Annotated in this window: 19 protein-coding genes; 13 read left to right on the top strand and 6 right to left on the bottom strand. The window is 69.0% G+C overall.

Annotated features, from left to right (window positions below; all coding sequences use genetic code 11):
* Nucleotides 1-590 precede the first annotated feature (590 nt).
* Nucleotides 591-1883 (top strand): MFS transporter, encoded by a 1293-nt coding sequence (locus tag FE811_RS13975; RefSeq protein ID WP_255469737.1) that lies wholly within the window; start codon nt 591-593, stop codon nt 1881-1883.
* Nucleotides 1884-1935: 52 nt separating this feature from the next.
* Here FE811_RS13975 and FE811_RS13970 read toward each other — a convergent pair whose 3' ends face one another.
* Nucleotides 1936-4053: a TonB-dependent siderophore receptor gene (locus FE811_RS13970; RefSeq protein WP_116221798.1), complete on the bottom strand. Its 2118-nt coding sequence runs from the start codon at nt 4051-4053 to the stop codon at nt 1936-1938.
* A gap of 204 nt (nt 4054-4257) precedes the next feature.
* Here FE811_RS13970 and FE811_RS13965 point away from each other — a divergent pair, with 204 nt between their 5' ends.
* From FE811_RS13965 to FE811_RS13925, 9 genes are all read left to right on the top strand, one after another.
* Nucleotides 4258-4770, top strand: coding sequence for a DUF2478 domain-containing protein (locus tag FE811_RS13965; RefSeq protein ID WP_116221799.1), 513 nt, complete (start codon nt 4258-4260; stop codon nt 4768-4770).
* 29 nt (nt 4771-4799) lie between these two features.
* Nucleotides 4800-5009, top strand: coding sequence for a molybdopterin-binding protein (locus FE811_RS13960; RefSeq protein WP_072463037.1), 210 nt, complete (start codon nt 4800-4802; stop codon nt 5007-5009).
* Nucleotides 5002-5463: a tRNA (N6-threonylcarbamoyladenosine(37)-N6)-methyltransferase TrmO gene (gene tsaA / locus FE811_RS13955; RefSeq protein ID WP_116221800.1), complete on the top strand. Its 462-nt coding sequence runs from the start codon at nt 5002-5004 to the stop codon at nt 5461-5463. Before FE811_RS13960 ends, tsaA begins: the two co-directional genes overlap by 8 nt.
* Nucleotides 5460-6491, top strand: coding sequence for an iron ABC transporter substrate-binding protein (locus FE811_RS13950; RefSeq protein ID WP_116221801.1), 1032 nt, complete (start codon nt 5460-5462; stop codon nt 6489-6491). Before tsaA ends, FE811_RS13950 begins: the two co-directional genes overlap by 4 nt.
* Nucleotides 6460-7476 (top strand): iron ABC transporter permease, encoded by a 1017-nt coding sequence (locus FE811_RS13945; protein ID WP_116222408.1) that lies wholly within the window; start codon nt 6460-6462, stop codon nt 7474-7476. The genes FE811_RS13950 and FE811_RS13945 overlap by 32 nt, the downstream gene beginning before the upstream one ends.
* Nucleotides 7473-8237: an ABC transporter ATP-binding protein gene (locus FE811_RS13940; protein WP_244295146.1), complete on the top strand. Its 765-nt coding sequence runs from the start codon at nt 7473-7475 to the stop codon at nt 8235-8237. Before FE811_RS13945 ends, FE811_RS13940 begins: the two co-directional genes overlap by 4 nt.
* A gap of 276 nt (nt 8238-8513) precedes the next feature.
* Complete coding sequence (locus FE811_RS13935) at nt 8514-10094, top strand: S8 family peptidase (protein WP_208861597.1); 1581 nt, start codon at nt 8514-8516, stop codon at nt 10092-10094.
* A gap of 15 nt (nt 10095-10109) precedes the next feature.
* Complete coding sequence (locus FE811_RS13930; RefSeq protein WP_116221802.1) at nt 10110-11417, top strand: hypothetical protein; 1308 nt, start codon at nt 10110-10112, stop codon at nt 11415-11417.
* Nucleotides 11418-11735: 318 nt separating this feature from the next.
* Nucleotides 11736-13346 carry an OFA family MFS transporter gene (locus FE811_RS13925; RefSeq protein WP_244295148.1) on the top strand — a complete coding sequence of 537 codons (1611 nt, stop codon included), beginning with the start codon at nt 11736-11738 and terminating at the stop codon, nt 13344-13346.
* Between the two features lie 44 nt (nt 13347-13390).
* On the opposite strand, the gene FE811_RS13920 is transcribed toward FE811_RS13925, so the two are convergent.
* Nucleotides 13391-15352 (bottom strand): ATP-binding protein, encoded by a 1962-nt coding sequence (locus FE811_RS13920; protein WP_116221803.1) that lies wholly within the window; start codon nt 15350-15352, stop codon nt 13391-13393.
* A complete protein-coding gene (locus tag FE811_RS13915; protein WP_116222411.1) occupies nt 15345-16715 on the bottom strand; it encodes a sigma-54 dependent transcriptional regulator in 1371 nt (456 codons plus the stop codon). The genes FE811_RS13920 and FE811_RS13915 overlap by 8 nt, the downstream gene beginning before the upstream one ends.
* A 189-nt stretch (nt 16716-16904) precedes the next feature.
* On the opposite strand from FE811_RS13915, the gene FE811_RS13910 reads away from it, so the two are divergent.
* Together FE811_RS13910 and FE811_RS13905 are read left to right on the top strand one after the other, a co-directional pair.
* On the top strand, nt 16905-19169 hold the full coding sequence (locus FE811_RS13910) for an FdhF/YdeP family oxidoreductase (RefSeq protein ID WP_116221804.1): 2265 nt from the start codon (nt 16905-16907) through the stop codon (nt 19167-19169).
* Between the two features lie 203 nt (nt 19170-19372).
* Nucleotides 19373-20560 (top strand): CRISPR-associated endonuclease Cas3'', encoded by a 1188-nt coding sequence (locus FE811_RS13905; protein WP_116221805.1) that lies wholly within the window; start codon nt 19373-19375, stop codon nt 20558-20560.
* On the opposite strand, the gene FE811_RS13900 is transcribed toward FE811_RS13905, so the two are convergent.
* Together FE811_RS13900 and FE811_RS13895 are read right to left on the bottom strand one after the other, a co-directional pair.
* The gene (locus tag FE811_RS13900) at nt 20481-23018 is read right to left on the bottom strand and encodes an ABC transporter permease (RefSeq protein WP_116221806.1); all 2538 of its coding nucleotides are present in this window, start codon (nt 23016-23018) and stop codon (nt 20481-20483) included. The genes FE811_RS13905 and FE811_RS13900 overlap by 80 nt on opposite strands.
* A gap of 67 nt (nt 23019-23085) precedes the next feature.
* A complete protein-coding gene (locus FE811_RS13895; RefSeq protein WP_072463026.1) occupies nt 23086-23784 on the bottom strand; it encodes an ABC transporter ATP-binding protein in 699 nt (232 codons plus the stop codon).
* A gap of 73 nt (nt 23785-23857) precedes the next feature.
* Here FE811_RS13895 and FE811_RS13890 point away from each other — a divergent pair, with 73 nt between their 5' ends.
* Nucleotides 23858-24499 (top strand): arylesterase, encoded by a 642-nt coding sequence (locus FE811_RS13890; RefSeq protein WP_114537724.1) that lies wholly within the window; start codon nt 23858-23860, stop codon nt 24497-24499.
* Between the two features lie 738 nt (nt 24500-25237).
* Here FE811_RS13890 and FE811_RS13885 read toward each other — a convergent pair.
* Nucleotides 25238-26317: a PLP-dependent cysteine synthase family protein gene (locus FE811_RS13885; protein ID WP_116221807.1), complete on the bottom strand. Its 1080-nt coding sequence runs from the start codon at nt 26315-26317 to the stop codon at nt 25238-25240.
* Nucleotides 26318-26511: the final 194 nt, after the last annotated feature.

Genomic DNA, 26511 nt, shown 5'->3' with positions numbered 1-26511 from the left:
GAGGACTGGGATCGCGCCCAGGCGCATCGGTAGGCAAGGCGGCCCACGGGTCCATAAGGAGGTCGGAGGCAGCCCGGCCTCCTCGCGATGCGCAAAGCGGACCATCGGCCCAGGGCAAGAGAATTGCGTTAGAAATTCTAATGCTTCCCGAGAGGATATTCTCGTTTGCCCCAATGAGGCTATCGGGGAATAAACCGCCTGTCCGGGTCGCGGGGTGCCTTGGCGGAGATGAACGGTCATCAGCCCCGGCCAATTGAATTCACATGCCGGACCCTGCTTTCGTCCGCCGGAGCCTCCGGTGGCGCGGGTTCCGGTTGCCTGGTCGGAAAAAGCGCCCAGGTCGAATGTTGGGGGGAGGATGCAGGCCGCGTCCCGGCATCCGCGGCCCAAGACAGGCTGGCGCGGCCCAGGGGTTTTCCGGGGCTTCACGACCAGCGACTTCATGGGCCTGCGGAGGAGCCACGTCGGTGGAAGGGCCATGAAAACCGCGATGCGTATCGGGCCGCTTCCGCCAGCCTTCAGCGGAACGCCCAGTTCTGAGCCCAGGAAGGTATTCTATGGCCATATCCATTTTACCCGGCGGACCCGCGATGCGCGACGCCTCGGGACGGCTGCCGATCGACGAGGCGCCGCTCAAGACCATTCATGTCGTGGCGGCCGCGGCCGTCCTGGGCGGCGCGGTGCTGGACGGCTACGTCCTGGGCATCGTGGGGCCGGCGCTGTCCATCGCCAGGCAGGAAATGCAGCTTTCGGCGATCAGCCAGGGCCTGATCGCGTCCAGCGCGCTGATCGGGGTGTTCATCGGCGGGCTGTTCTTCGGCAATCTGGCGGATCGTTTCGGCCGCCGTCCGGTCTTCGGCTGGAACCTGGCGGCCTTTATCGTGCTGTCGCTGCTGCAACTCTTCGTGCAGGATGTCTGGCAGCTGGTCGCGATCCGGCTGGCGCTGGGGCTGGCGATCGGCGTCGAATATGCCGTGGGCTCGTCGGTGCTGGCGGAATTCTCGCGCCGCAAGGGCAGGGGCGTGCTGCTGGGCTGCTTCTCGATCGGCTGGCAGGTGGGCTTTACCGTCGCCTTCATCGTCGGCTCGTTCTATGACGGCGACAACTGGCGGATGCTGCTGGCCTCGAGCGTGATCCCGGCGCTGATCACCTTCGCCTTGCGGATAACCCTGCCCGAGACGCCCATGTGGCTGAAGGGGCAGGGCCGCGATGCCGAGGCGCAGGCGATCGTCGACCGGCATTTCGGCGCGGAATATGCCATCCCCGACGTCGACCCGAACCCGCGGCACGCCTCGCCGCGCGAGCTTTTCACGGCCGAGACCTGGCGGCAGACGCTTTATTCCGGCTTGTTCTGGTTCTGCCAGGTCGGCCCGTTCTTCGGCATCTTCACCTTCATGATGCCGGTGCTGGAATCGCTGGGCCTGCAGGACGCGACCGCGGTGGACATGTCGCTGAACGCCATCCAGATCGCCGGGGCCGTGGTCGGCGTCTTCATGCTGCACTGGATGAGCCGGCGCGGCTTCGTGATCTGGACCTTCGTGATCGTGCTGCTGACCTTCCTGGCGCTGGGCCTGTTCCCGCAGGCGCCGACCTGGTTCATCGTCGCGCTGTTCGCGATCTACATGTTCGTCGCCCCGGCCGCGAACAACATCCAGTTCGTCTATCCGCCCGAGATCTTTGACACCCATGTGCGGGCGACGGGGGTCGGGTTTTCGGCTGCCTTCTCGCGCATATCGGCAGCGGGCGTGACCTATCTTCTGCCCTACCTGCTGCAAAGGTTCGGCTTTTCCGCGACCGTGATCATGATGGCCGCCTTCCCCTTGCTGGGGCTGGTCCTGTCGATCCTCTGGGCCCCGGAAACCAAGGGCAAGCACTTGCGCTGAACGCCGGGCGGGGGCTCGGGCCCCCGCCAGCCCGAGCCCCCTTCCTTGCGTTTCAGAAGGTCATGCGGGTGGTCAGGAAGAAGCTGCGCCCCGGCTCGGGGAAGCCCTCGACCAGCTGATAGTCCCGGTCGAAAAGGTTGCGGATGCCGAAGACGACGCTCGCCTGTTCGCTCGCCTGCCATTCCGCATCCAGGTTGGCCAACGCAAAGCCGCTCATGCGGGTATAGGCGATCTGTCCCGGATCCGAGGGCTGGATCGCGCTTTCCGACAGGCGGGAGCTGGAAAGCTCGACCGAGGGCGAGATGGTCAGGGCGTCCATCGCCCGCCAGTCGAGCCGCAGATAGGCGTTGTGGCGTGGCGTGTCGGTCGGGCGGTAGTCGGCGCGGACCGGGTCGGTGATGCCGCGATGCAGCCAGGTGTAGTTCGCGACCAGCCCCAGCCGGTCGCTGACCTGCCAGTTCGCCGCGATCTCGAAACCCTTGTAGGTGCCGTCGCCGACGTTCTGGCTTTGCACGATGGGCCGGTCGCGCTCATCATCCCATTGGTCGGTCGGCATCGATTGGATCATGTCCTTGACCTTGCTGTAGAACAGCGCCGTCTGGACCGTCGCCGGGCCGATCTGGCCGCCATAGCCGATCTCGATATTGGTGGCGCGTTCCGATTCCAGGGCGGGGTTCGGCAGGGCCGTGCCAAAGCGGGTGCTGTAGCGGTCGAACCGCGTCGGAAAGCGGGTGCGGGAGGACAGGCTGGCGTGATATTCGCCGCTGTCGTGGCTGTAGATCGCCGCCAGTTGCCAGTTCACCGCATCGGTCGAGCCGGTGGGATAGCTGCCGGGCACGGCCGGGCCGGGGAAGCTGCTGGTGTCGTTGTTGTCGGCCCGCAGCATCCTTGCCTTGTCGTAGCTGATGCCCGAGACGAGCCTCAGGGCCTGCGAATACTGCCAGCCATGTTCGAGCGCGACCGAGATCGTCTCTTCCTCGGACCGTTCCGGCAGGTCGGGTTCCCGGCCGGTGCCGGGGGCGACGGACTGGATGGAATCGTGCCGGTCGCGGCGGTAATGCAGCGCCGCCTTGACCTCGTGATCCGGGCCGAACTCGGTTCCGGCTTCGGCGCTCAGCCCCCAGGCCGCGTCCTTGTAGCGGCTGTCGAAAATGCGCGGCGCCAGGGTTTCCTGCGTGGTCTGCGTGGAATCGTCCCAGGACGACAGCAGGTTGTCGAAGCGGTTGTAATAGGCGCGGGTCTTCAGATAGCCGCCGGCCAGTTCGGTATGCGAATAAAAGGCAAGGCTGTCGATGTCCCATTCCGGCCATGTCCAGTCCCGCTGGTATCCGCCAGAACCGGTGTCCGGCCGGCCCCGCATCGGCAGGTCGATGTTGTAGGGCGCGCGCTTCGCCCCGGTCTGCCGGGTATAGCTGAGGACATATTCATCGGTCGCGTTCGGCGTCCAGCCGGCCTTGAGGTTCAGGCGGCTGTCGTCGGTATCGGCATATTCGCGCAGGCCCGCGCCCTGCTGCGGCCGCGGCACGAAGTCGCGCGACAGGTAGAAGCCGTCGCTGTCGCGCCGCATGTAGCTGCCTTGCAGCCAGAAATCCGCCTGCCGCGTGCCCAGCGACAGAAAGCCGCTGCGGGCGGCGATGTCGCCCCGGTTGCCGGCCTCGATGCCCAGGCGCGCCTCGCCCTCGAAGGGCGCGGAGGGCTGGCGGGTGACAAGGTTGATCGCCCCGCCCATGCCCCCCGGCCCGTTCAGGACCGAGACATGGCCCTTTTGCAGCTGGATCTCGGCCAGGTCCGGGGTCAGGAAACGGCCATAGTCCAGCCGGTTGTCGGCGGGCAGGTAGACGCGGATGCCGTCGATCGACAGCGGCACCTGGAAGCGGTCGAAGCCGCGGACATAGACCAGCCGCTCGTTCCGGCTGCCGCCGGTATTGCCGACCTGCACCCCCGGCGCGACCCGCAACGCATCGTCCAGCGAGGTGCGATTGCTGCGCAGGACATCCTTGGCGGTCACGGTGGTCGTGGTGCCGCCCCGGCCTTCGTCGTCCTCCGCCGTCAGGGTGATCGTGCCCAGCACGAAGACCTGCGACGGCTCGGCCACCTGCGCCGATGCCGGCGCGGCCGCCCAGCCCAGAATGGTGGCGCAAAGCAATCCCGCCCTTGTCGTGACCCGCATCCATGTCCCTCCCGAACAGCTCTCCACCAGCGGAGAGAATCGTTATGCTTGAGCAAACATAATGAAATCGCGACGGATGAACATAGGGCATTGGCGCGGAAGTCTTTCTTTCCGGGCGGTGGCGGTTTGAAGCGGCAGGGCCTTGCCAGCGCCCTCCGATATGTTTCAGTATCTATAACGGCGCGGAGATGATGGGAGGCGCGAATGGAAATCCGCTATGTCTGTTCCGACGAGGAACGAAGGACGGATGCCGTGCTGAGCGCGGTCGCGCAAAGGGCCGCCGCCCTGGGAATCGCGCTGGCGGGAACCGTGCAGCCGGTGGACCCCGACGCCCCGCCCGAGAAATGCAATATCGTCCTGGCCCTGCTGCCCGACGGCGAGCGGCGGAATGTCAGTTTCGACCTCGCCCCCGGCATGACCGGCTGCCGGCTGGACCCCGATGCGCTGGAGGCGGCGGTGATGGCCGTCCATGACCGCCTGCCCGGTGCGCAGGGGCTGGTGGTGAACAAGTTCGGCAAGCAAGAGGCCGTGGGCCGCGGCCTGGTCGGTGCCATCGGCGAGGCCTGCGCGCGCGGGCTTCCGGTGCTGGTCGGCGTGTCGCCGCAATGGCGCGAGGCATTCCTGGCCTTTGCCGGCGGCGCGACCGAACCGCTGCCGGCCGACGAGGATCAGGTTCTGGCCTGGCTGCAGGCGGCCTGCCTGCGCCGGGTCGCATAAACCCAGTCGATGGAAAGGGAGATTTCCAGATGAAGCTCAGCGCAAGAAACGTCCTGCCCGGCACGGTGGTCGAGATCGTCACCGGCGCCGTCACCAGCCATGTCCGCATCGACCTGGGCGGCAGCGTGGTGACAGCCTCGATCACCAATGACGCGGTGAAGGAGCTTGGCCTGGCGGTCGGCAGCCGCGCCTCGGCCGTCATCAAGGCGTCCGACGTGATGGTGGGCGTGGATGAATGAGGTCGGCACCGACGACCTGCGACCGCATGAGCAGGCCGTCGTCCCGCCGCAGGGCTTCGACGCGCAGCTTTGGTTCATCGGCCGCATCCACACGCCCTGGACCCGACGCGGCGACTGCCCGCATCGCGGCGATGCCGCCGACGGGCCGGACTGCCGGATCGAGCTGTTCGAGCCCTGGGTTCCGGGACTGACCGGGATCGAGGCGCATGCCAGCCTGCAGATCCTTTACTGGATGGACCGGGCGCGGCGCGACCTGGTCCTGCAGAACCCGAAGTTCGGCGAGCGCGCGACCGGCACCTTTGCCCTGCGCTCGCCGGTGCGTCCCAACCCGATCGCCTCGTCGGTGGTGCGGCTGCTGGCGGTCGAGGGGCCGGTGCTGATCGTGCGCGGGCTGGATTGCCTGGACGGCACGCCGCTTCTTGACATCAAGGCCGCGTTCGGAGCGATGGCATGATGCGGCTGACCCGCCGCGCCCTGGCCGGCGTGCTTTCGATCCTGGTCGCGGCCGGCCCCGCCCTTGCCCAGGAGGGCAAGACCGTGACCGATGCCGGCGGACGGCAGGTCCGGGTTCCGGTCGATCCCGCCAGGGTCTTTGCCGCCGGCCCCCCTGCGGCCACGCTGCTTTATACGCTGAAGCCCCAGGCGATGATCGGCTGGGTCCGCGCGCCCAAGCCGGCCGATCTGGCCTGGCTGCGGCCCGAGGTTGCGGACCTGCCCGAACTGGGGCGGCTGACCGGCCGGGGCGACACGCTGAACCTCGAGGTGCTGCTTGCGGCGGGGCCCGACCTGATCGTGGATTACGGCACGGTGAACGCGACCTATGTCGATCTGGCCGGCCGGGTCCAGGAACAGGCGGGCGTGCCCTATGTGCTGATCGACGGCAGCTTTGCGCAGATGCCGCGGTCGATCCGGCAGATGGCCGACCTGCTCGGCGTCCCCGCGCGCGGCGAGGCCCTGGCGGCATATGCCGAAACCACGCTGGCGGATCTGGACGCGCTTCTGGCCGAGGTGCCGCAGACCACGCGGCCCAGGGTTTATCTTGCGCGCGGGCCGGAAGGGGTGGAGACCGCCGGCCGCGGCTCGATCAATGCCGAGATCATCGAGCGCGTGGGCGCAAGGAATGTCGTCGAGACGGAAGGCGACGGGCTTGCCACCGTCTCGCCCGAGCAGGTGCAGGCCTGGGCGCCGGACGTGATCGTCACCATCGACCGGGATTTCGCCGCCAAGGTGGCGCAGATGCCGGAATGGCGGGGCATTCCCGCGGTGGCGAACGGGCGCGTCCATCTGGCGCCCGCGGTCCCCTTCGGCTTTATCGACGCGCCGCCTTCGGTCAATCGCCTGGCCGGGCTGATCTGGCTTTCGCACAAGCTTTATCCCCAGGCCGCGACCGGCGACCTGCACGCCAAGATCGCCGAGTTCTACGCGCTGTTCTATGGCCGGCGCCCGGACGATGCCGCGCTGGCGGCCTTGCTGGGTGACTGAGCGGCGGCTGAACGGCTGGCTCGCTTTGGGGCTGATCGCCACGCTGGCGATCGGCGCCGCGGTCGGCCCCTATGCGATCGCGCCGCAGCAGCTGGTGGCTGTCCTGTCGGGGGACCGCTCGGACCCGCAGGCGGTGACGGTGCTGTGGAACATCCGCCTGCCGCGGGTGCTGGCGGCGGCCATGGTCGGCGCGGCTCTGGCGGCGGCGGGGGCGGCCTACCAGACCACCTTCCGCAATCCGCTGGTCTCGCCGGACATCCTGGGCGTGTCGGCCGGGGCGGGGTTCGGCGCCGTGCTGGGCATCCTGCTGGGCTGGCCGGTCATGGCCATCCAGATGCTGGGCTTCGGCACCGGGCTTGCCACCGTGGCGATGGTCCTGGGCCTGACCATGGTGCTGCGCGGTGCGGGACAGGTGCTGGTCATGGTGCTGTGCGGCATCGCCATCGGCGCGCTGGCGGGGGCCGGGATCTCGCTGGTCAAGCTGCTGGCCGACCCCGAGCAGCAATTGCCCGCCATCACCTTCTGGCTGATGGGCAGCCTGGCCGGGGTCAAGCGCCCGGACATCGCGGCGGCGCTGCCTGCGCTGCTGGTCGGGCTTGCGCCGCTGCTGGCGCTGCGCTGGCGGATCGGGCTTTTGGCCATGGGCGACGACGAGGCGCGGTCGATGGGCATCGACGCCACCCGCCTGCGGCTGCTGGTCATCGCCTGCGCCACGCTGATGACGGCCGCGGCGGTGGCGCTGGCGGGGGTGATCGGCTGGATCGGGCTGATGGTGCCGCATATGGCGCGGTTGCTGACCGGCCCCCGCTTCGACCGGCTGCTGCCGGCGGCCGTCCTGATCGGCGCGGGCTTCATGGTGCTGGTCGATACCAGCGCGCGCAGCATCGCCACGGTCGAGGTGCCGCTGGGCATCCTGACCGCGGTCCTCGGCGCGCCGCTTTTCGTCTGGCTGCTGGCGCGGGGGGCGAAGGCATGGAGCGAATGACCCCGCTGCTGACCGCCACGGGCCTTGCCATCGGCCATGGCGGCAAGGTGCTGATCCGGGGCATCGATCTGAGCCTGGATCGGGGAAGCGTGCTTTGCCTGCTGGGACCGAACGGCGCCGGCAAGACCACGCTGTTTCGGACCCTGCTGGGGCTGATCCCGCCCGTCCATGGCCGGATCGCGCTGGGCGGCGAGCCGCTGTCCCGCCTGTCGCGGCTCCAGGTCGCCGCCCGGCTGGCCCATGTGCCGCAGGCGCTGGCGACGCCCTTTGCCTTTACCGCCCTCGACATCGTGCTGATGGGGGCGGCGGCCCGGCTTGGTCCCTTTGCCCGTCCGGGCCGGGCCGAGGCGGAACGGGCGATGGCGGCGCTGGACAGGCTTGGCATCGCCGACCTGGCCGGGGCCGAAGTCACCCGGCTTTCGGGCGGCCAGCGCCAGCTGGTGCTGATCGCGCGGGCGCTGGCGCAGGAGGCGGCGGCAATGGTGATGGACGAGCCCACCGCCAGCCTGGATTTCGCCAACCGCCGGCAGGTCGGCCATGCGATCCGTCGCCTCGCGGATGCGGGAACCGGGATCATCCTGTCCAGCCACGATCCCGACCACGCCGCCGCCATCGCCGACCGGGCGCTGCTCCTGAACCGTTCGGGCCTGCTCGCCTCGGGGACGGTCGCAGAGACGATGACGGCCGGGAACCTGTCCCGCCTCTATGGCATCCCGGTTCACAGGGAACAGGGGGACGACGGCCGCCTGCGCTTTTATTGACGGCGCCGATGCGGCAACCGGGGCGTCGCAAACAAAATGCCTGCCATTGCCCGCCAGTTTGCCGCGCGGGCGATTGACCGGCCTTCCAGGCAATGCATTTCGGTCCGAATAGGCACGTCATAGGCTGATTCAAAGGAAGGGGATTTCAGCGGCGTCCCCAATTTCACCGCGCGAAAACGGGCGCCTTGCTTTTGCGGATTGCCCCCATTCTCGTTGCGCGCTTCGAAAAACCCCGGTAATCTCAATATGCTGCAAAGGCTGCATGAGGTGGACTTCATGACCGCTGAAGAGACCCCCGGCAATATGGATCCGAACAGCATCCTGCTTCATAGCTGCGTGTCGCGGGATCTCTACGAGGCAATGACGCAAGGAAAACCGCCCGGCTCGGCCAGGGACGCATTTTCCGTCATGATCGAGATGAACAATAATTTCCCAGGTGGCGCGCGCATGGCTCGGGCGGCGCTCGTCGCGAGCTATCGGGAAAAGGCCGATGTCGCGAACGAACGAAAGCTGGGATTCGTTGCCGAAATCCTGGCCTTGGCCGAGATTCAGGGTCCGTGGAAAAAGATCGGCTTCAACGCGTCTGACGAACTCAACCTTGTTACCTCGTCCTTTACCGAAGGCTATCTTTTCGGGCGGCTGTCGCGCGGCACCATCCGGCGCATCGCGCAGAACTGCCAGGAAGAGCGGGACGGGCCGATCTACAAGCTGTGGCTGGACCAGCCTTTCCAGGCGAGCGTCTATAAATCCTACAAGACCATCAAATGCGATGCCGCGCGGGTCGCCTTCGGCGCGCAGGGCGAGGATATCGTCTGGGCGGTTGCCGATACCGGCATCGACGGCACGCATCCGCATTTCCGGCCCTACGACACGCTGGAGCCGCCGGCGGGCCTGAACCACTACGACTTCACCCGGACGCATGAAAGCGACAGCGCCGCGGCCAAGGCGGCGCTGTGCGACCAGGACGGGCATGGCACCCATGTCGCCGGCATCATCGCCGGCGAAACCAACGTCAGGATGCAGACGCCCGAGGGCAAGCCGCTGATCGACGGCATGGACATCAGCATCGACACCCGCCCCGACGGCATCAGGGTCGAGGAAAGCTCGCTTGCCCGGCCGCCCGAGGTGATCCTGGGCGTGGCGCCGCGAACCCGGCTGATCAGCCTCAAGGTGCTGTCGCGCGCCCGCGACGACAGCGGCATCAGCAATGTCATCGCCGCCATCGGCTATGTGCAGCGGCTGAACGAATACGGTCGCAACCTGCGCATCCACGGATTGAACCTGAGCCTTGGCTACAGCTTCGACCCGACCTGGTTCGCAGCGGGGCAAAGCTCGATCTGCAAGGAGGTCAACCGGCTGGTGCGCTCGGGCGTGGTGGTGGTGGTCGCGGCGGGAAATGCGGGCTTCGGCTATGTCGACGACCAGAACAGCAGGCTGCATTCCAGCGCCAACGCCTCGACCATCGCCGATCCCGGCAATGCCGAGCTGGCCATCACCGTCGGCTCGACCCATCGCGACCGGCCGCATGAATACGGGGTCTCGTTCTTTTCCGCCAAGGGGCCGACCGTCGATGGCCGGATGAAGCCGGATCTTCTGGCGCCGGGCGAGCGGATCGTTTCGTGCCATCCGGGCGACAAGGACCGCATCGCCAGCTTCAAGGAGCGCTCGGGCACAAGCATGGCCGCGCCCCATGTCTCGGGCCTTGTCGCGGCGCTGCTTTCCGTGCGGCGCGAGTTCATCGGCCAGCCCGAGCGCGTCAAGCAGATCCTCATGGACAGCGCGACCGACCTGGGCCGCGTTCCCAGCTTCCAGGGCGCCGGGCTGGCCGACCTGATGCGTGCGCTGCAATCCATCTGACCGCAGGAGCGAACCATGCCCGATATCGACGGAACCCCCCTGGTCTGGCTGAGCTTCGACAGCGAGGGCCGCCTGGGCGACAACCCCAAGCCCCTGCACGCGCTGCACGAGGCCATGCAGAGGGTGCAGGCGACCGATGTGCTGGTCCTTTCCCACGGCTGGAAGAACACCCAGGCACAGGCGGCGCGGCTTTACCAGGCGATCTGGCGCAATGCCCGGCCGCATATCCCGTCCTCGCGCCGCTTCGTGCTGGCCGGCATCGCCTGGCCTTCGGTCGCCTTTCCCACGGATTTCGACGACCGGGCCGGGCGCGAGACCGCAGGCGGGGCGCTGGCCGCGCCCTTGGCGGGGGGGCCGTCCGACCTCGACCCCCGGACCTTTGAACGCATCCTGCGCCAGTCCTTGCCCGGCAAGGAGAACGCCAGGCTGCGCAGCTTGGCCCGCGCCGCGGCCAGCGATCCCAGCGCCGAGACGAAAGCCGCCCTGGCCGCGGAACTGGCCAGGCGGATGCAGGCCTTGGCCGCCGGGGACGATGCCGAGCTTTCGGACGAGGCGGAGCTGATCGCCCGCCGGGCCAACAGCAACCCCGAGCTGCTGTTCCAGATCAGCGCGAAACCCTTCGTGCCGCGGGATGGCGAAGACGGTGGCGCGGCCGGCGGGGAGGGCGCCGGGCAGGTCGTCCGCGGCCCCCTGGCCAGCATCGCGCGGCTGGCGAACCAGTTCACCTATTACCCGATGAAGCGCCGTGCGGGAAAGGTCGGCCGCATGCTGGGCGGCTACCTGGACCCCCAGCCCTTCCTGGCGAATACCCGGCTTCACTTGGCGGGCCACAGTTTCGGCGGCAGGCTGGTCACGGCCTGCGCGTCCCAGATGAAATCGCTGCGCCCGCAAAGCCTGACCCTGCTGCAAGCCGCCTTCTCGCATAACGGGCTGGCGGCCAGTTCGCCGGCGGGGCCGGGATATTTTGCCGATGTGCTGGCCGAACAGCGGGTCCGCGGTCCGATCGCGATCACCCATACGCATAACGACCGGGCCTGCACCTTCTACTATGCACTTGCCTCGCGCCTGGCGGGCGATGGGACGATGGCGATCGGGGACGCCAACGACCGCTATGGCGCGATGGGGGCCAATGGCGCGCAGCATGTGGATGCCCTGCGCCATGGCGGCTTTCCCCCCTCGTCCGGCCATCGGCCCGTCGCGGGCAGGGTGAACAACTATCTGGCCGACAAGGTGGTAGTGGCGGTTCCGGGCGGAACGGATGCGCATAACAATATCGGCAATGCCGGGATCGGGGCATTGCTGGGAAGCATCGTTTCGCTCTGACTGCCGGGTCGCCCGGACCTGCATTGACCCTTCCGTGCCGGGCGAAAACGGCCTGATTTCCTGACGGTTTCCGGCCTGGGCCGGGGCGCGCCGGACAACCTGTCCTGGCGGCTGGACAGATTGTCCATTGAAATCAACCCTATGCATTCCGCACCTTGTGCCAAAACCCGAGGGGAGCGGGACGGGGGGATAAGCGTCCATGCTCGCAAGAAAAAGGGCAGGCGGCGGCCGGTTCCGACGGGTCGCGCGCGCATATTCGTTTCAGGGAGGGGAATGATGACGGCCATAGAAGATTTTCCAGGATTCCGGGCACCCTTGTTGTCCCGCGAGCGCACGATAGCGCGGCCGGGCTTCAACCGCTGGCTGGTGCCGCCCGCCGCGCTGGCGATCCACCTGTGCATCGGCATGGCCTATGGCTTTTCGGTGTTCTGGCTGCCGCTGTCGCGCGCCATCGGCATCAGCGACCCGGTCGTCTGCGAAGGGATGGGCCTGGTTTCGGCCCTGTTCACGACCAGCTGCGACTGGCGCGTCGCCGATCTGGGCTGGATCTATACGCTGTTCTTCGTGCTGCTGGGTTCCTCGGCCGCGATCTGGGGCGGCTGGCTGGAAACCGCCGGCCCGCGCAGGGCGGGCGTCGTCGCGGCCCTGTGCTGGTCGGGCGGCATGGTCGTTTCGGGCTTCGGGGTGATGACGCATCAACTGTGGCTGATGTGGCTCGGCTCGGGCCTGATCGGCGGCATCGGCCTGGGCCTGGGCTATATCTCGCCGGTCTCGACGCTGATCAAGTGGTTTCCCGACCGGCGCGGCCTGGCGACCGGCATGGCGATCATGGGCTTTGGCGGCGGCGCGATGATCGGGGCGCCGCTGGCGGACCGGCTGATGAACCATTTCCAATCCGTGACCGGCGTCGGCGTGTGGCAGACCTTCTTCGTCATGGCGGCGGTCTATTTCGTCTTCATGCTGGCCGGCGCCTTCGGCTATCGGGTGCCGCCCGCCGGCTGGAAGCCCGAAGGCTGGCAGCCCAAGGTCTCGGCCCGGAAGGCGGGGATGATCACCCGGCATCACGTCCACCTGAGGGACGCGCACAAGACCCGGCAGTTCTGGCTGATCTGGCTGGTGCTGTGCCTGAACGTCTCGGCCGGGATCGGGGTGATCGGCATGGCCTCGCCCATGCTGCAGGAAATCTTCGCCGGATCGCTGGTCGGCCGGCCGGACCTGGGCTTTACCCAGCTGGACGCCGGCCAGAAAGCGGCCATCGCGGCCATCGCCGCGGGTTTCGCGGGGCTCTTGTCGCTGTTCAACATCGCCGGGCGGCTGTGCTGGGCCTCGGCCTCGGACCGGCTGGGGCGCAAGACCACCTATTTCATCTTCTTCGGCCTGGGGATCGTGCTTTACCTGCTGGCGCCAAGTGCCGCGCACTCGGGCAACCAGGTGCTGTTCGTGGCGATGATCTGCGTCATCATCTCGATGTATGGCGGCGGGTTCTCGACCGTGCCGGCCTATCTGGCGGATGTCTTCGGCACGCAATTCGTGGGCGCGATCCACGGCCGGCTGCTGACCGCCTGGGCGACGGCGGGGATCGTCGGCCCGGTCGTCGTGAACTACCTGCGCGAGGCGCAGATCGCGGCGGGCGTGCCGCGGGCGCAGGCCTACGACTACACGATGTATATCCTTGCCGGGTTCCTGGCCGTCGGGCTGGTCTGCAACGCGCTGGTGCGGCCGCTGGACGAGAAGTGGTTCATGAAGCCCGAAGAGGTCGCGGCCCTGCAGGCCGGCGAGGCAACCGCCGGCCAGGTCCAGAGCGGATCGTTCGGGATCGACCGGGGCCGGTTCGACCTGCCGGCGATGCTGGCCTGGGCGGCGGTCGGCATCCCGCTGGCCTGGGGGGTGTGGACGACGATCATGAAGACCGCGGCCCTGTTCGGCTGATGGCTGCGCCCGCCGCCCATGGCCCGCAAGGCCGGGCGGCGGGATCACGCGGCGGGCAGCCAGATGCGGAAGGTGCTGCCACCCGCATCGCTGCTGGCGGCGATGCTGCCGCCTTGCCGCTCGACCAGCCTGCGGCAGATCGACAGGCCCAGCCCGGTGCCGCCGCTGCGCCCGCGGCTGGTGACGAAGGGCTCGAACAGGCGCTTCAGCACTTCGGGCGGGATGCCCTCGCCCTGGTCCGAGACCTGCAGCATCACCCCTGCCGCGCCGTCGCGGTCCTGGTCCTGCACCAGGATGCGGATCTCGCCGCCCCGCGGCATGGCATGGACCGCGTTGACGATCAGGTTGACCAGCACCTGCTGCAGGGCGATGCGGCTGATGCGGACCGGCCGATCCGAGCGGATGTCCCGGCGCAGCGAGACCGAGGACCGGGCAAGCATATGCGCCACCAGCGGCACGCAATCGGCCACGGCCCGGCCCGGATCGGAAAGGGGATGCTCTTCCGCGGTCTGGTCCGTCCGGGCGAAGTCCAGCAATTGCGCGACGATCCGCGAGATGCGCTGCACCTGCTCGTCGATCAGCCGCAATTCGGTCTCGGCCGGGGCGGCGGCCTTGCCCAGCACCTCGCGCAGCACGTCCAGGTTGCCCTGGATCACCGCCAGCGGGTTGTTCACCTCATGCGCGATCCCGGCCGAGATTTCGCCAAGGGCGGCCAGCTTTTCGGATTGGACCAGCTGGTATGTCGCGGTCTCGAGCTGTTGCGCGGCCCGCCGCAGCGCCGTCGTGCGCTCGTCCACGCGCCGGTTCAGCTCGTCGTTCCAGGCCCGCATCTGCCAGTCGTGGTCCTGCAATTGCGCCAGCACCCCGTCCAGGGCCAGGGCCAGTTCGGCGATCTCGTCGTCGCCGCGGCTGATGCCGGTGCGGGCGGCCAGGTCGCCCGACCGCACCCGCTCGAAGGTGGCGCCGATACGCTCCAGCGGGCGAAAGATGCCGCGCGCCCATCGCAAGAACAGCGGCACCGTCACCAGCGCCACGCACAGGAAGCCGACCAGCACCCAGCCCACCGTGCGGCGCCGGGCTTCGGCGAAGGGGCGTTCCAGGATGCCGACATAGATCATGCCGATGGTGCGGCCCGCGCCGTCGGCCAGCGGGGCATAGGCCGAGACATACCAGTCGTCCAGCACCTGCGCCCGGTCCAGCCAGACCTGCCCCTGGCCGATCACCCGCTCGCGCACCGCGGCCGAGGCGCGGGTTCCCAGCGCCCGGACGCCGCCGGGGACCGTGACGTTGGTGGCGATGCGCATGTCGCCCAGGAACAGCGAGGTGGTGCCGTGGCTGCCCTCGGGCAGGCTTTCGGGGCGATAGATCAGGGCGTTGATGCTGTCGATCACCGACAGGTTGCGGTTCAGCAGGATCCCCCCGACCAGGACCGCCTCGGCCTCGCTGCCGGGCAGCCTGGCCAGGACGAGCGATTGTGCCACCATGCCCCGCGTCTCGACCGGGGCCCGGCCTGCCGCCGGATTGCCGGGCCGTTCCATTTCGGCGCGCGCGGCCAGCGCCGGGGAAAGGGCGCGCAGCTGGTTCCGGTCGAAAACCTCCAGCGTGTTTCGCGCGGATGCGGCGTCGCGCGGGGGTGCGGGGCGGATGCCTTGCGGGCTGGACGCCACCACGCGGCCATCCGGGCGGGCCAGATACAGGTAATCCAGCCCCAGCCTGTGGCGATGGCTGTCCAGCAGCGCGGCCGGATCGGCCGTGCGCGCGAATTCTTCGGAGCGGGCCAGCATCTCGATCCGCTCGCCGGTGGTTTCCAGGATGCGGCCCAGGTATTGCTGCGCCACGGTCAGGTCGCTGTTGACCTTGACCAGCAGCAGCCGGTCGAGCTTGAGTGACCATTGATGCATGGTCGCCCCCAGAAAGACCGGCAGGATCACCAGCACCGGCAGCAGGGCGATGGCCAGAAGCTTGTGACGCACCGAGCGGCTGAGCGGACGCGCCGGCTCAGCCATTCCAGTCCGCCAGCCTGCGGTCGATGGTCTTGCGCGAAATGCCCAGCTGCGCCGCCGCCGCCTCGCGGTCGCCGTCGAAGGCGGCCACCGTGCCCAGGATCGCCCGCCGCTCGATCTCGGCCAGCGTCTGGCCGTCGCGCCTGCCCAGCGATGCGACCAGCGGCGTGAAGCGGCCCAGGATCAGCGCGCGCTCGACGGCGTTGCGCAATTCGCGGACATTGCCCGGCCAGTCATAGGTCGCCATGCCGGCGCGCACCTCGGGGGTGATCGGCACCTTGGGCGCTGCCAGCGTCCGGGACAGGGTGTCCATGAACAGTTCCGCCAGGTCGAACATGTCGCCGCCGCGTTCGGCCAGGGTCGGCATGTGGATATGCAGCACGTTGATGCGGTAAAGCAGGTCCGCGCGCAGCCGCCCCTCGGCCACGGTGCGGTCCAGGTCGGCATTCGCGGCAAAGATCAGGCGCAGGTCCACCGCCGTCTCGCGCTCGGACCCCAGCGGCCGGATCCGGCGATCGTCGATCGCGCGCAACAGCTTGGCCTGCAAGGCGACCGGCAGTTCCGCGATCTCGTCCAGAAACAGCGTCCCGCCGCGGGCCGAGCTGAACAGCCCCTCGCGGTTCCGGTCGGCGGCGGGAAAGGCACCGCGCACATGGCCGAAAAGCTCGTCTTCCAGCATGTCGCGGGGGATGGCGGCGCAGTTCACCGCAACGAAGGGCATCCGCGCCCGGTCGGACAGGGCGTGGATCATCCGCGCCGCGACCTCCTTGCCCGTGCCCGAGGCGCCGGTGATCAGCACCGAGGACGGGGTCGGCGCCACGCGGGCGATGACCTGGCGCACGCGCTCGATGGCGGGCGAGCTGCCGATCAACTCGCTGCGCAGGCGGCCCAGGTCGATATTGTTGCGCAATTCCTGCTGCAGGATCAGGTTCTCGCGCCGCAGCCTTTCGCCTTCCAGGCAGCGGGCGATGGTGTTCAGCAGCTGGTTGGTGCGAAACGGCTTTAGCAGGAAATCCGAGGCCCCGGCCTGCAGCGCCTGGATGGCCGTGTCCAGGTCGGCATGGGCGGTCATCAGGATCGCGGGCGGGAAAAAGCCCAGCGGCCGCTGTTCCCGCAGCCAGTCGACCCCGCGCTGGCCCTCCATCAGGTTGTCGAGGATCACCAGGTCGAAATCGGTCTGGGCGACCAGGGCCGTGGCTTCGGCCGTGTTCGCGGCCAGCCGGATGGCGCGGCATTTCGACGACAGGATGCGTTCCAGGAAATTGCGCATCCCCGGCTCGTCCTCGACCACCAGGATCGTGGCCTGCGCCAGCGCGTCGCCCTGGGCGGCATGCGCTTCCTGGCGGGGGTCGTTCTGGGTTCCCATCATCCTCTCCCTCGGCGGGACAGTGGCACCGGCCCGCCTTGCTTGGCAAGCATCGGATGCAGGGGGCGGGGGCAAGATCAACGGACAGATTGTCCAGGACGGGCCGACAGGCTGTCCGTTGAAATCGCGGCGCCTGTCTGTTGCCATCGGGGGCAGGGGCCTGCACGGCCCGACAGGAGAACCGCGCCGATGCCCGACCGCAAACCCGTCTACAAGGCCTATCACCATCCCGCCGGAGGCTGGGGCGCGGCGGCGGCGACGGCCAGGGTGCTGATGGAGCAGAGCGTGCTGACCAAGGGCTCGCGCGCGCTGCTGTCGATGAACCAGCCCGGCGGGTTCAAATGCCCCAGCTGCGCCTTTCCCGATGCCGATTGCCGCAAGAAGCTGGAGTTTTGCGAAAACGGCGCCAAGGCGCTGGCGCATGAGGCGACGAAATCCCGCGTCACCCGCGACTTCTTCGCCCGCCACGGCGTCAGCGAGTTGATGGAGCGGTCGGATTACTGGCTGGAGATGCAGGGCCGGCTGACCGAGCCGATGCGCTATGACCCCGCGACCGACCATTACGTCCCGGTCGGCTGGGACGATGCCTTCGCGCTGATCGGGCGGCACCTGCGCGGCCTCGACAGCCCGCACCGGGCCGAGTTCTACACCTCGGGCCGGACGCCGAACGAGGCGGCCTTTCTTTATGCGGTCTTCGTGCGCGAGTTCGGCACCAACAATTTCCCCGATTGCTCGAACATGTGCCACGAGCCGACCAGCCGCGGCCTGCAGCCCGCCATCGGGATCGGCAAGGGCACCGTGGTCATGGCCGATTTCGAACATGCCGAGGCGATCTTCATCATCGGCCAGAACACCGGCACCAACAGCCCGCGCATGATGACCAACCTGGTCGAGGCCCGCAAACGCGGCGTGCCCATCGTCACCATCAACCCCATGCCCGAACGCGCCCTGATCCGCTTTGCCGAGCCGCAGGACGTGGTCCAGATGGCGACCTTCGGCTCGACCAGGATCTCCAGCGAATTCGTGCATGTGAAGATCGGCGGCGACCTGGCGATCCTGAAGGGGATGATGAAGGTGATCTTCGAACGCGACGCGGCGGGCGAGGACGTCATCGACTGGCCCTTCGTCAACGCCCATACCGCGGGGCTGGACAAGGTCCGGGCCGAGATCGAGGCGCTGGACTGGGCCGCGCTGGAGCGCCATTCGGGCATCGACCAGGCGCAGATCCGGCGGCTGGCCGAGATCTATATCCGCTCGAAGGCGACGATGATCTGCTATGGCATGGGGGTGACGCAGCACCAGCAGGGATCGCGGTTGGTGCAGCAGGTCGCGAACCTGCTGCTGTTGCGCGGCAACTTCGGCAAGCCGGGGGCCGGGATCGCGCCGATCCGGGGCCATTCCAACGTGCAGGGCGACCGCACCGTCGGCATCGACGAAAAGCCGTCGCAGGACTACCTGGACCGGCTTGCCGCCGTCTTCGGCTTCGAGCCGCCGCGCGAACACGGCCATCACGCCGTCGAGTCGGTCGAGGCCATGCTGCGCGGCGAGGCCAAGGTCTTCATCGGCATGGGCGGGAATTTCGCCCGTGCCATGCCCGACACCCAGCGGACCTATGCGGCGATGCGCAAGCTGGACCTGACGGTCGGCATCGCGACCAAGCTGAACCGGGGCCACCTGGTCCATGGCCGGGACGCGCTGATCCTGCCCGTGGTGGCGCGTTCCGAGATCATCCGCACCGCCAGGGGCGAGCAGTTCGTGACCATCGAGGATGCCATGGCCAACGTCACCGCTTCGCGCGGGGTGCTGGAGCCGCCCGGCCCCCACTGCCTGCCCGAGGTCGAGATCGTCTGCCGCATGGCCCTGGCCACCCTGCCCGGCAGCCGCACGCCATGGGGCGAATACATCCACGATTACAGCGCGATCCGCGACCGGATCGCGGATGTCTATCCGGCGATCTATGCCGATTTCAACAGCCGCATCAAGGCGCCGCACGGCTTTCACCTTGATGTGCCGCCGCGCCGGCGCGTCTGGGCCACGCCGAACGGCAAGGCGAATTTCCTGCCGCTGCCGGGGTTGGAGGTCAACGACCCGGTGGACGACCCGCAGATGCTGCGGCTGTCCACGATCCGCTCGCACGACCAGTTCAACACCACGATCTACAGCTACAACGACCGTTACCGGGGCATCCACGGCGACCGCATGGTGCTGTTCATGAATGCGGGCGACATCGCCGCGCGCGGGCTTGCCGACGGCCAGGCGGTGGCGCTGGAGACGATCAGCCGCGACGGCCGGCCCCGGCGGGTCGCGGGGCTGACGGTCGTCGCCTATCCGATGCCGAGCGGCTCGGTCGCGGGATATTACCCGGAGTTGAACCCGCTCATGCCGCTCGACTACCACGACCACATCACCGGAACGCCCGCCGCGAAATCCGTCCCCGTGCGCATCGCCACCTGATCGGGACCCCCGGCCGCGACCCATTTCCCGCGGCGGGAAAAGCCCGTTCAATCCGTCGAAGCGGTGCTGCCGGCAGACGCCATCTGGAGCAGGAGTTTGCCAATCGGATCCGTGGCTTGCGGGTTACGGCCGCTCCGCGGAATGCTGGCTGATGCTGACGAGTCGGTCTGTGAACCAGTCAGCGGGGCCGGGCGGGAACAGCGATGGCAAACTATTGCGCGCATACGGGTAGCCACAAGGATCGCGCCGACTGGCAATTGCCGGCCGATCAGCTTCGGAACACGGCTGCGCTGGCTGCGACGCGCGGCGCGCCCCTGGGGTTGCAGGCCGCAGCGCATGTGGCGGGTCTTTTTCATGACTTCGGCAAGTATGACCCTGCCTTCGGCCGCCTTCTCGACGGTCAGAATGTCCGGGGGGAACATTCGACGGCCGGCGCCGCCCTGCTTTACGCCCAGTCACCCGCCGGCCTGCGCCCCTGCGCCGAGGTGATCGGCCATGCCATCCTGGGCCAACATGCGGGCCTGCCCGACCGCTATGGCGCGGACAGCAGCATGGAGCGCCGGCTCGACGCTTTCCGCGATCCTGTTGCGCCGGAAATCTCGGCGGCGGCCGGTTCGGATTTCGGTCCCTTCGCCAGGGAACTGGCGGCGCTAGATGCGGCCGGCCTCCTGCGGTTTCGATCTGTCGGTCGCCGCGCGCATGGCGTTTTCCGCGATACCGAGTCCTTCTATGCCGGGCTCGAGGGCAGGCAGCCCGACCGCACCTGGCCGGCCCTGGCCGATCTGTTGCCGGACTGGAGACGCGCCTTAGACACGCATATGGCGCAATTCGACCGCGATGGCCGGATCAACCGCCTGCGCGCCGATATCCTGGCCCATGTCCGGCGCGGCGCGGCCATGGCGCCGGGACTGTTCACCCTGACCGTGCCCACCGGCGGCGGCAAGACGCTGGCCTCGCTGGGCTTTGCGCTGGACCATGCCGCAGGCCATGGGCATCGCCGGATTATCTTTGCGGTTCCACACACGGAGGCGTGGATCGAAACTCCTTGGGGATTCAGGCCTGCACCATGCAGGCCGGTCGCCTCCTTCGCGGAGGCGTGGATCGAAACACCCAGACCTATGGCCAGCCGCTCCGCCTGGGCAAACCTCCTTCACGAAAGCGCGGAGCAGCAGGCACCGATTGCTCGGGAAAGGCTGAAGGGCTGCAAGGGGCCTGGCCTTTCCGGTATTCGCCGACGGCGATCCTGCCAGTGCGAGGGCCCGATAGACATAGGCGCGGTGCCGATGGTACGAAGCCGGGGCGGCTCGCCCCCTAGCCGTCCTGCGCCCGCAGCACGCGCGCCGGGCGCGCGGACAGCGGGCGCAGCGCAAAACCGATGCCGGCCAGCATGACCGCAACCACGCCGCCCAGGACGATCGCCACCGCCGAGACCGGCTCGAACACGTAGCGCGTCTCCATCACGAAGGTGATCACTGCCCAGCCAGCGACCCCGCCGGCAAGGATCGCGACGAGGCCTGCCGCGGCCCCCATCAGCGCCGAGCGCAGCGCGAAGGACGCAAGGATGCGGCCCCGCGTCGCCCCCAGCGTGCGCAGGACCGCCGCCTCGAAGAGCCGCGCCCGCTCGCCCGCCGCGGCGGCGCCGATCAGCACCATGAACCCGGTCACGAGCGTCGCCCCCGCCGCCCAGGCGGCAGCCGAGGCGATGGCGCCGAGCGCCTCGGCCACCCGGTCCGCCGCATCGCGAACCCGGATCGCGGTCACGTTCGGAAAGGCGCGCGCCAGATCGCGCAGGATGCGGCCCTCGGCCTCGGTCCCGGCATAGACCGTGGCGATATGGGTATGGGGCGCGCCGCTCAGCGCGTTCGGGCTCATCGACATGACGAAGCCGAGGCCGCCGGTCGAGAAATCGACCGCGCGGAAGCTGGTGATCCGGGCCTCGATGTCGCGGCCCAGGATGTTCACCGTGATCCGGTCGCCCAGCGTCAGCCCCAGTTCCGCGGCCTCCTCGGCCCCGAACGAGACCTGTGGCGGGCCATCGTAGCCCTGGGGCCACCAGGTGCCGGCAGTCACCGTGGTGCCTTCGGGCGGGGCTTCGGAATAGGTGACGCCGCGATCCCCGCGCAGCACCCAGTGGTCGCCCGCGACCTCGGCGGCGGGTCGGCCGTTGATGCGGGTCAGGATGCCGCGCAGCATCGGCGCGCTTTCCACCCGCTCCACGCCGGGGTCCGCGTCCAGCCGGGCGCTGAACGCCGCCATCTGGTCGTTCTGGATGTCGAGGAAGAAATAGGCCGGCGCGCGGGCCGGCAGGTCGCGGTCGATGGCGGCGCGAAGGTTGGCCTCGATCTGTCCCACGCTGGCCAGCACCGCGAGGCCCAGGCCCAGCGAGAGGATGACCGAGGTGGTTTCCTGTCCCGGCCCGCCGATGGCCGACAGCGCCAGCCGTAATGTCGGCCGCCCGCGCAGGGCGGGCCTGCGCGCCAGGAACCGCGCCGCGCGGCGCACCAGCACGGCCGACAGGACCAGCACCCCCAGCGCCGCCACGATGCCGAAGGCCGCCCCCAGCGCCAGTTGCGGCACTCCGGAAAACAGCGCCGCACCGCCGATCAGCACGGCCGACAGCGCCGCGGACACCGCCCACCACACCGGTCGGGGCCAGCCGGGCGCCGCGCCCGCCGCCTCGCGGTAAAGCGCCGCCGCCCGGATGCGGGCGGTGCGCGCCAGCGGCCAGAGCGTGAAGAGCAGCGCGGTGGCGATGCCGTAGAACGCCGCCTCGGCCAGCGGCGCGGGCCAGGGCGCAAAGACCGCCGGCACCGGCAGCAGCCGCCCGATCATCGGCGCGAGCGCCAGGGGAATGGCCGCGCCAAGGATCAGCCCAGCCCCGACCCCCAGGGCGGTCAGCGCCGCGATCTGGAACAGATAGGTCAGGAACACCACCCTTTGGTCGGCGCCCAGAGTGCGCAACGTAGCGATGGTGGCCGTCTTGCCGGCCAGATAGGCGCGCACCGCCGCCGAGACGCCGACCCCGCCCACCGCCAGGCCGGCCAGCCCGACGATCACCAGGAAAGCCCCGATCCGGTCCACGAAGCGTTCGATCCCCGGCGCGGCGCGGCGGCTGTCGCGCCAGCGCAGGCCGGTGTCGGGAAAGGCGGCCATCGCCTCTTGCCGCAGGGCGTCAAGGTCCGTCCCAGGCGGCAGGAGCAGGCGGTATTGCGTGTCGAACAGCGTGCCCGGCCCGATCAGCCCCGAATCCGCCAGCGCCGGGCTGGCGACCAGCGTGCGCGGGCCAAGGCCGAAGCCGCCCGAGGCGCTGTCGGGTTCGCCCACCAGCACCGCCGCCAGGCGAAAGGATTGCAGGCCCAGCCGGAACCTGTCGCCGATGCCAAGGCCCAGCCGGTCGACCAGCACCCGGTCCATCACCGCGCCCGGCAGGCCGTCCTTGTCCGCCAGCGCCTGATCGAGCGGCATCGGCGGGTCCAGATCGACCGTGCCGACCAGCGGATAGGCGCCGTCCACGGCCTTCACCTGGGTCAGGCCATGCTCGGCCGCGTCGCCTTCGCCCACCACGGCCATCGAGCGAAAGTCGATCACCTCGGAGGTGCGCAGCGCGACGCGATCCATGAAGGCGCGCTCGGCCTCGGTGGCATGGCGATAGGTGAACTGCATCTGCGCATCGCCGCCCAGCAGGATCGCGCCCTGGTCGGCCAGCCCCGCCTGGATCGAGGCGCGCACGATGCCCACCGCAGCGATGGCCGCGACGCCAAGGACCAGGCAGGCCAGGAAGATGCGGAAGCCGCGCAACCCGCCGCGCAGCTCGCGCCGGGCAAGGCGCAGGGCCGTGCGGGCGCTCATGGCCGGACCGCGGGGCAGGGGGCGCTTCGGCCCGGCACCCGCGCCGGGCGGCAAGGGGACCGGGCCGTCATTCCGCCGCCCTCTGCCCGGCCGCCTCATCCTCGATCCGGCCGTCGGCCAGATGCACCACCCGGTCGCAGCGCGCCGCGAGTTCGGGCGCATGGGTGACGAGGATCAGCGTCGCGCCGTGCCGGTCGCGCAACCCGAACAGCAGGTCCATGATCGCCCGGCCGTTCCTTCCGTCCAGGTTTCCGGTCGGCTCGTCGGCCAGCAGGATCGCGGGGCGCGTCACCGCGGCGCGGGCCAAGGCCACGCGCTGCTGCTCGCCCCCCGACAGCTGCGCGGGATAATGCCCGGCGCGTTTCTCCAGCCCCACGGCCGCCAGTTCGGCGGCCGCGCGTTCGAAAGCGTCCCTCGCGCCCATCAGCTCCAGCGGCACGGCGACGTTTTCCAGCGCCGTCATCGTCGGGATGAGGTGGAAGGACTGGAAGACCACGCCCATATTCCCCCTGCGGAACCGGGCAAGCGCATCTTCGTCCAGCGCCGTCAGATCGCGACCCAGCGCGCGGACGCTGCCCCCCGTGGCCCGTTCGAGCCCGCCCATGAGCATGAGGAGAGAGGACTTGCCCGAACCAGACGGACCCACCAGCCCCAAGGTCTCGCCCTGCGCCACGTCGAGGGTGATGCCTTTCAGGATTTCCACCGGACCGGCGTTTCCCATCAACGTCAGCCGCGCTTCGCGCAGCGAAACCACCGGCTCCGTCATCACCCGTCCTTCACCTGACCGTCCTGCCTCGGGATATGGGGCCGGGCGGGATTTCCGCAACCGCATGATGGCGATGATGTCCGTGGTCTTCATCGGTTTGGCGCTGCTGGCGCTGCCGGCGGCGGCAGGGCCGCTGCGGCTGGTGGCGCTGGGCGACAGTTTGACGCAGGGCTACGGCCTGCCGCCGGACCAGGGCTTCGTGCCGCAGCTGGAGGGCTGGCTGCGGGCCGAAGGGCGCGAGGTGACGGTGCTGAACGCCGGGGTCTCGGGCGACACCACCGCGGGCGGGCGGGCGCGGGTCGGCTGGGCGCTGGCCGATGGGGCGGATGCGATGATCGTGGCGCTGGGCGGCAACGATCTTCTGCGCGGCATCCTGCCCGAGGTCAGCCGCGCCAACCTGGACGCGATCCTGGCCGAGGCGGCCGCGCAGGACGTGCCCGTGCTGCTGGTGGGGATGGAGGCGCCGGGCAATTACGGCCCCGAATACCGCCGGGCCTTCGACGCGATCTACCCGGACCTGGCCCAGGCGCATGACGTGCCGCTGGCGGGCAGCTTCCTTGCGCCGCTGCTTGAAGGCACGGGCGATCCCGCGGGCTTGGGCGCCTATCTGCAACCCGACGGGCTGCATCCGAATGCCGAGGGCGTGGCGCGGATCGTCGAAGGGCTGGGCCCCGAGGTGCTGCGGTTCCTGGACGGCATCGAAGGGAAGGAATGACATCGCCGGGAACCGGGCTCTGCGCCGGCTGCCGGGCGACGGCGTGAAGGCGCAGGCGGCCATGCCTACAAGTTGCCAAGGCGGGCTCTCGCATCAGGCCGACAAGGGGCAGCTTGCGGCTGACCGCTTCGGGAAGGCTGCAATCCGACGCGACCGGGCTGCGGTCATCGGCCGGCGGCTGTTTCCCGCCCTCGGGCGTTCCGGCATCACGCCAGCGCCTTGCCCAGGCGCAGAGCCGCGCCATCGCCAGGTCCAGATCCGCGTCCGTGGTCCGGTGATGGCACAAGGCGGCCTGCGGCCCGCGTTCGCCATGCACCCAGGTATCCGAGAAGGCGGCGCCCCCTGTTCTTGCAGCCGCATCATGATCTCGGCGTTCAGCGCCGCCAGCGCCCTTTGCGTCCAGCCCGCCCGGATCGTGGCGGAAGCAGAGGATGTCCAGCGTGACGGGCGACAGGCAGCGCACCGCGGCTGGGCGTCGATCCTCGCGGCAAGGCGGTGGAGCTGGTCGATGTTGCGCCCGAAATCCGCGCGCCTTGTTCCTTGAGCATCATCCATATCTTCAATGCGCGAAAGCCGCGTGGTGCAGGGCCTTCGCACCGCCTGGGGCATGGGGTGCCGGACGGGGCGGTCGCGCAGGGCTGCCGTGCGGGCGATGGCGTCCCGCCGCGGCATGGGCGATGCAGGCGAGCGTGCCCCAGTCCTCCGGGTCCAGCGTCTCCGGGCGCGCGGCCCTGGCGCTCATCCCATCCGGTAGCCGGGGGTGGATTCGGAAAGCGCGCGTTCCTCGTCGTCCATGTCCTCGGGGATGTCCTGGAACAGCGGGGTGGACAGGTAGCGCTCGCCTGTGTCGGGCAGCATGGCAAGGATCACCGTGCCGGGCACGGCTTTCTCGGCGATGCCCATGGCGGCGGCAAAGGTCGCGCCGCCCGAGATGCCGGTCAGGATCCCCTCGCGCGCGGCCAGCTTTTTCGCCCAGGCGATGCCATCCGCGCCGGGCACGGTGACAAGCTCGTCATAGCCGCCCTTGTCCAGCGCCTCCTGCAGCACGAAGGGGATGAAGTCCGGGGTCCAGCCCTGGATCGGATGCGGCTCGAAGGCCGGATGGCTGGCCGCCGGCGCGTCCGCCGCGCCCCGTTGCTGCGCGATGCCGCTGGAGACCAGGGCGGCATTGGCCGGCTCGGCCAGCACGATCCTGGTCTGGGGGCGCTCCTTGCGCAGGACGCGGGCCAGGCCGGTCACGGTGCCGCCCGTGCCATAGCCCGTCACCACGCAGTCGAGCCTGCGCCCGGTGAAATCGCCCAGGATCTCGCGTGCCGTGGTCGCCTCGTGGATGTCGGCATTGGCCGCGGTCTCGAACTGGCGGGCGAGGAACCAGCCGTGTTCCTGCGCCAGTTCCACGGCCTTGTTGTACATCCCCGTGCCCTTTTCGGCGCGGGGCGTCAGCACCACCTTTGCCCCCAGCAGCCGCATCAGCCGCCGCCGCTCGACCGAGAAGCTTTCCGCCATGGTGACGACCAGCGGATAGCCCTTTTGCGCGCAGACCATGGCCAGCCCGATGCCGGTGTTGCCGCTGGTCGCCTCGACCACGGTCTGCCCCGGCTTCAACGCGCCCGAGCGTTCCGCCGCCTCGATGATGTTCAGCGCCAGCCGGTCCTTGACCGAGGCGGCGGGGTTGAAGAACTCTGCCTTGACGTAGAGATCCACCCCGTCGGGCGCCAGGTTGTTGACGCGGATCACCGGCGTGTCGCCCACCGTGTCCAGGATGCTGTCATAGAGCCGCCCGCGACCGGCGGTCGTCCTTGTGCCTTGCGTCGTCATGATCCGATTCCCTTGGCTAAAGATGAAGCGATCATGGTCCAACGGCGATCGGAATGCTTGATCGAACCATGAAGAAGTCGTGCAGGTGTCTTCGCTTTGCGATAGGCTTGCGCATGATCCACATCTTCGGCGACTTCGAGCGGGATGACCAGAAATTCGAGTTGCGGCGGAGCGGTTCGGCTGGAGCCACAGGG

Origin of the sequence: Paracoccus sp. FO-3 (assembly GCF_006386455.1) — a bacterium.
GTDB classification, from domain to species: Bacteria; Pseudomonadota; Alphaproteobacteria; order Rhodobacterales; family Rhodobacteraceae; genus Paracoccus; species Paracoccus versutus.
This window is presented reverse-complemented; position numbering and strand designations above follow the sequence as displayed.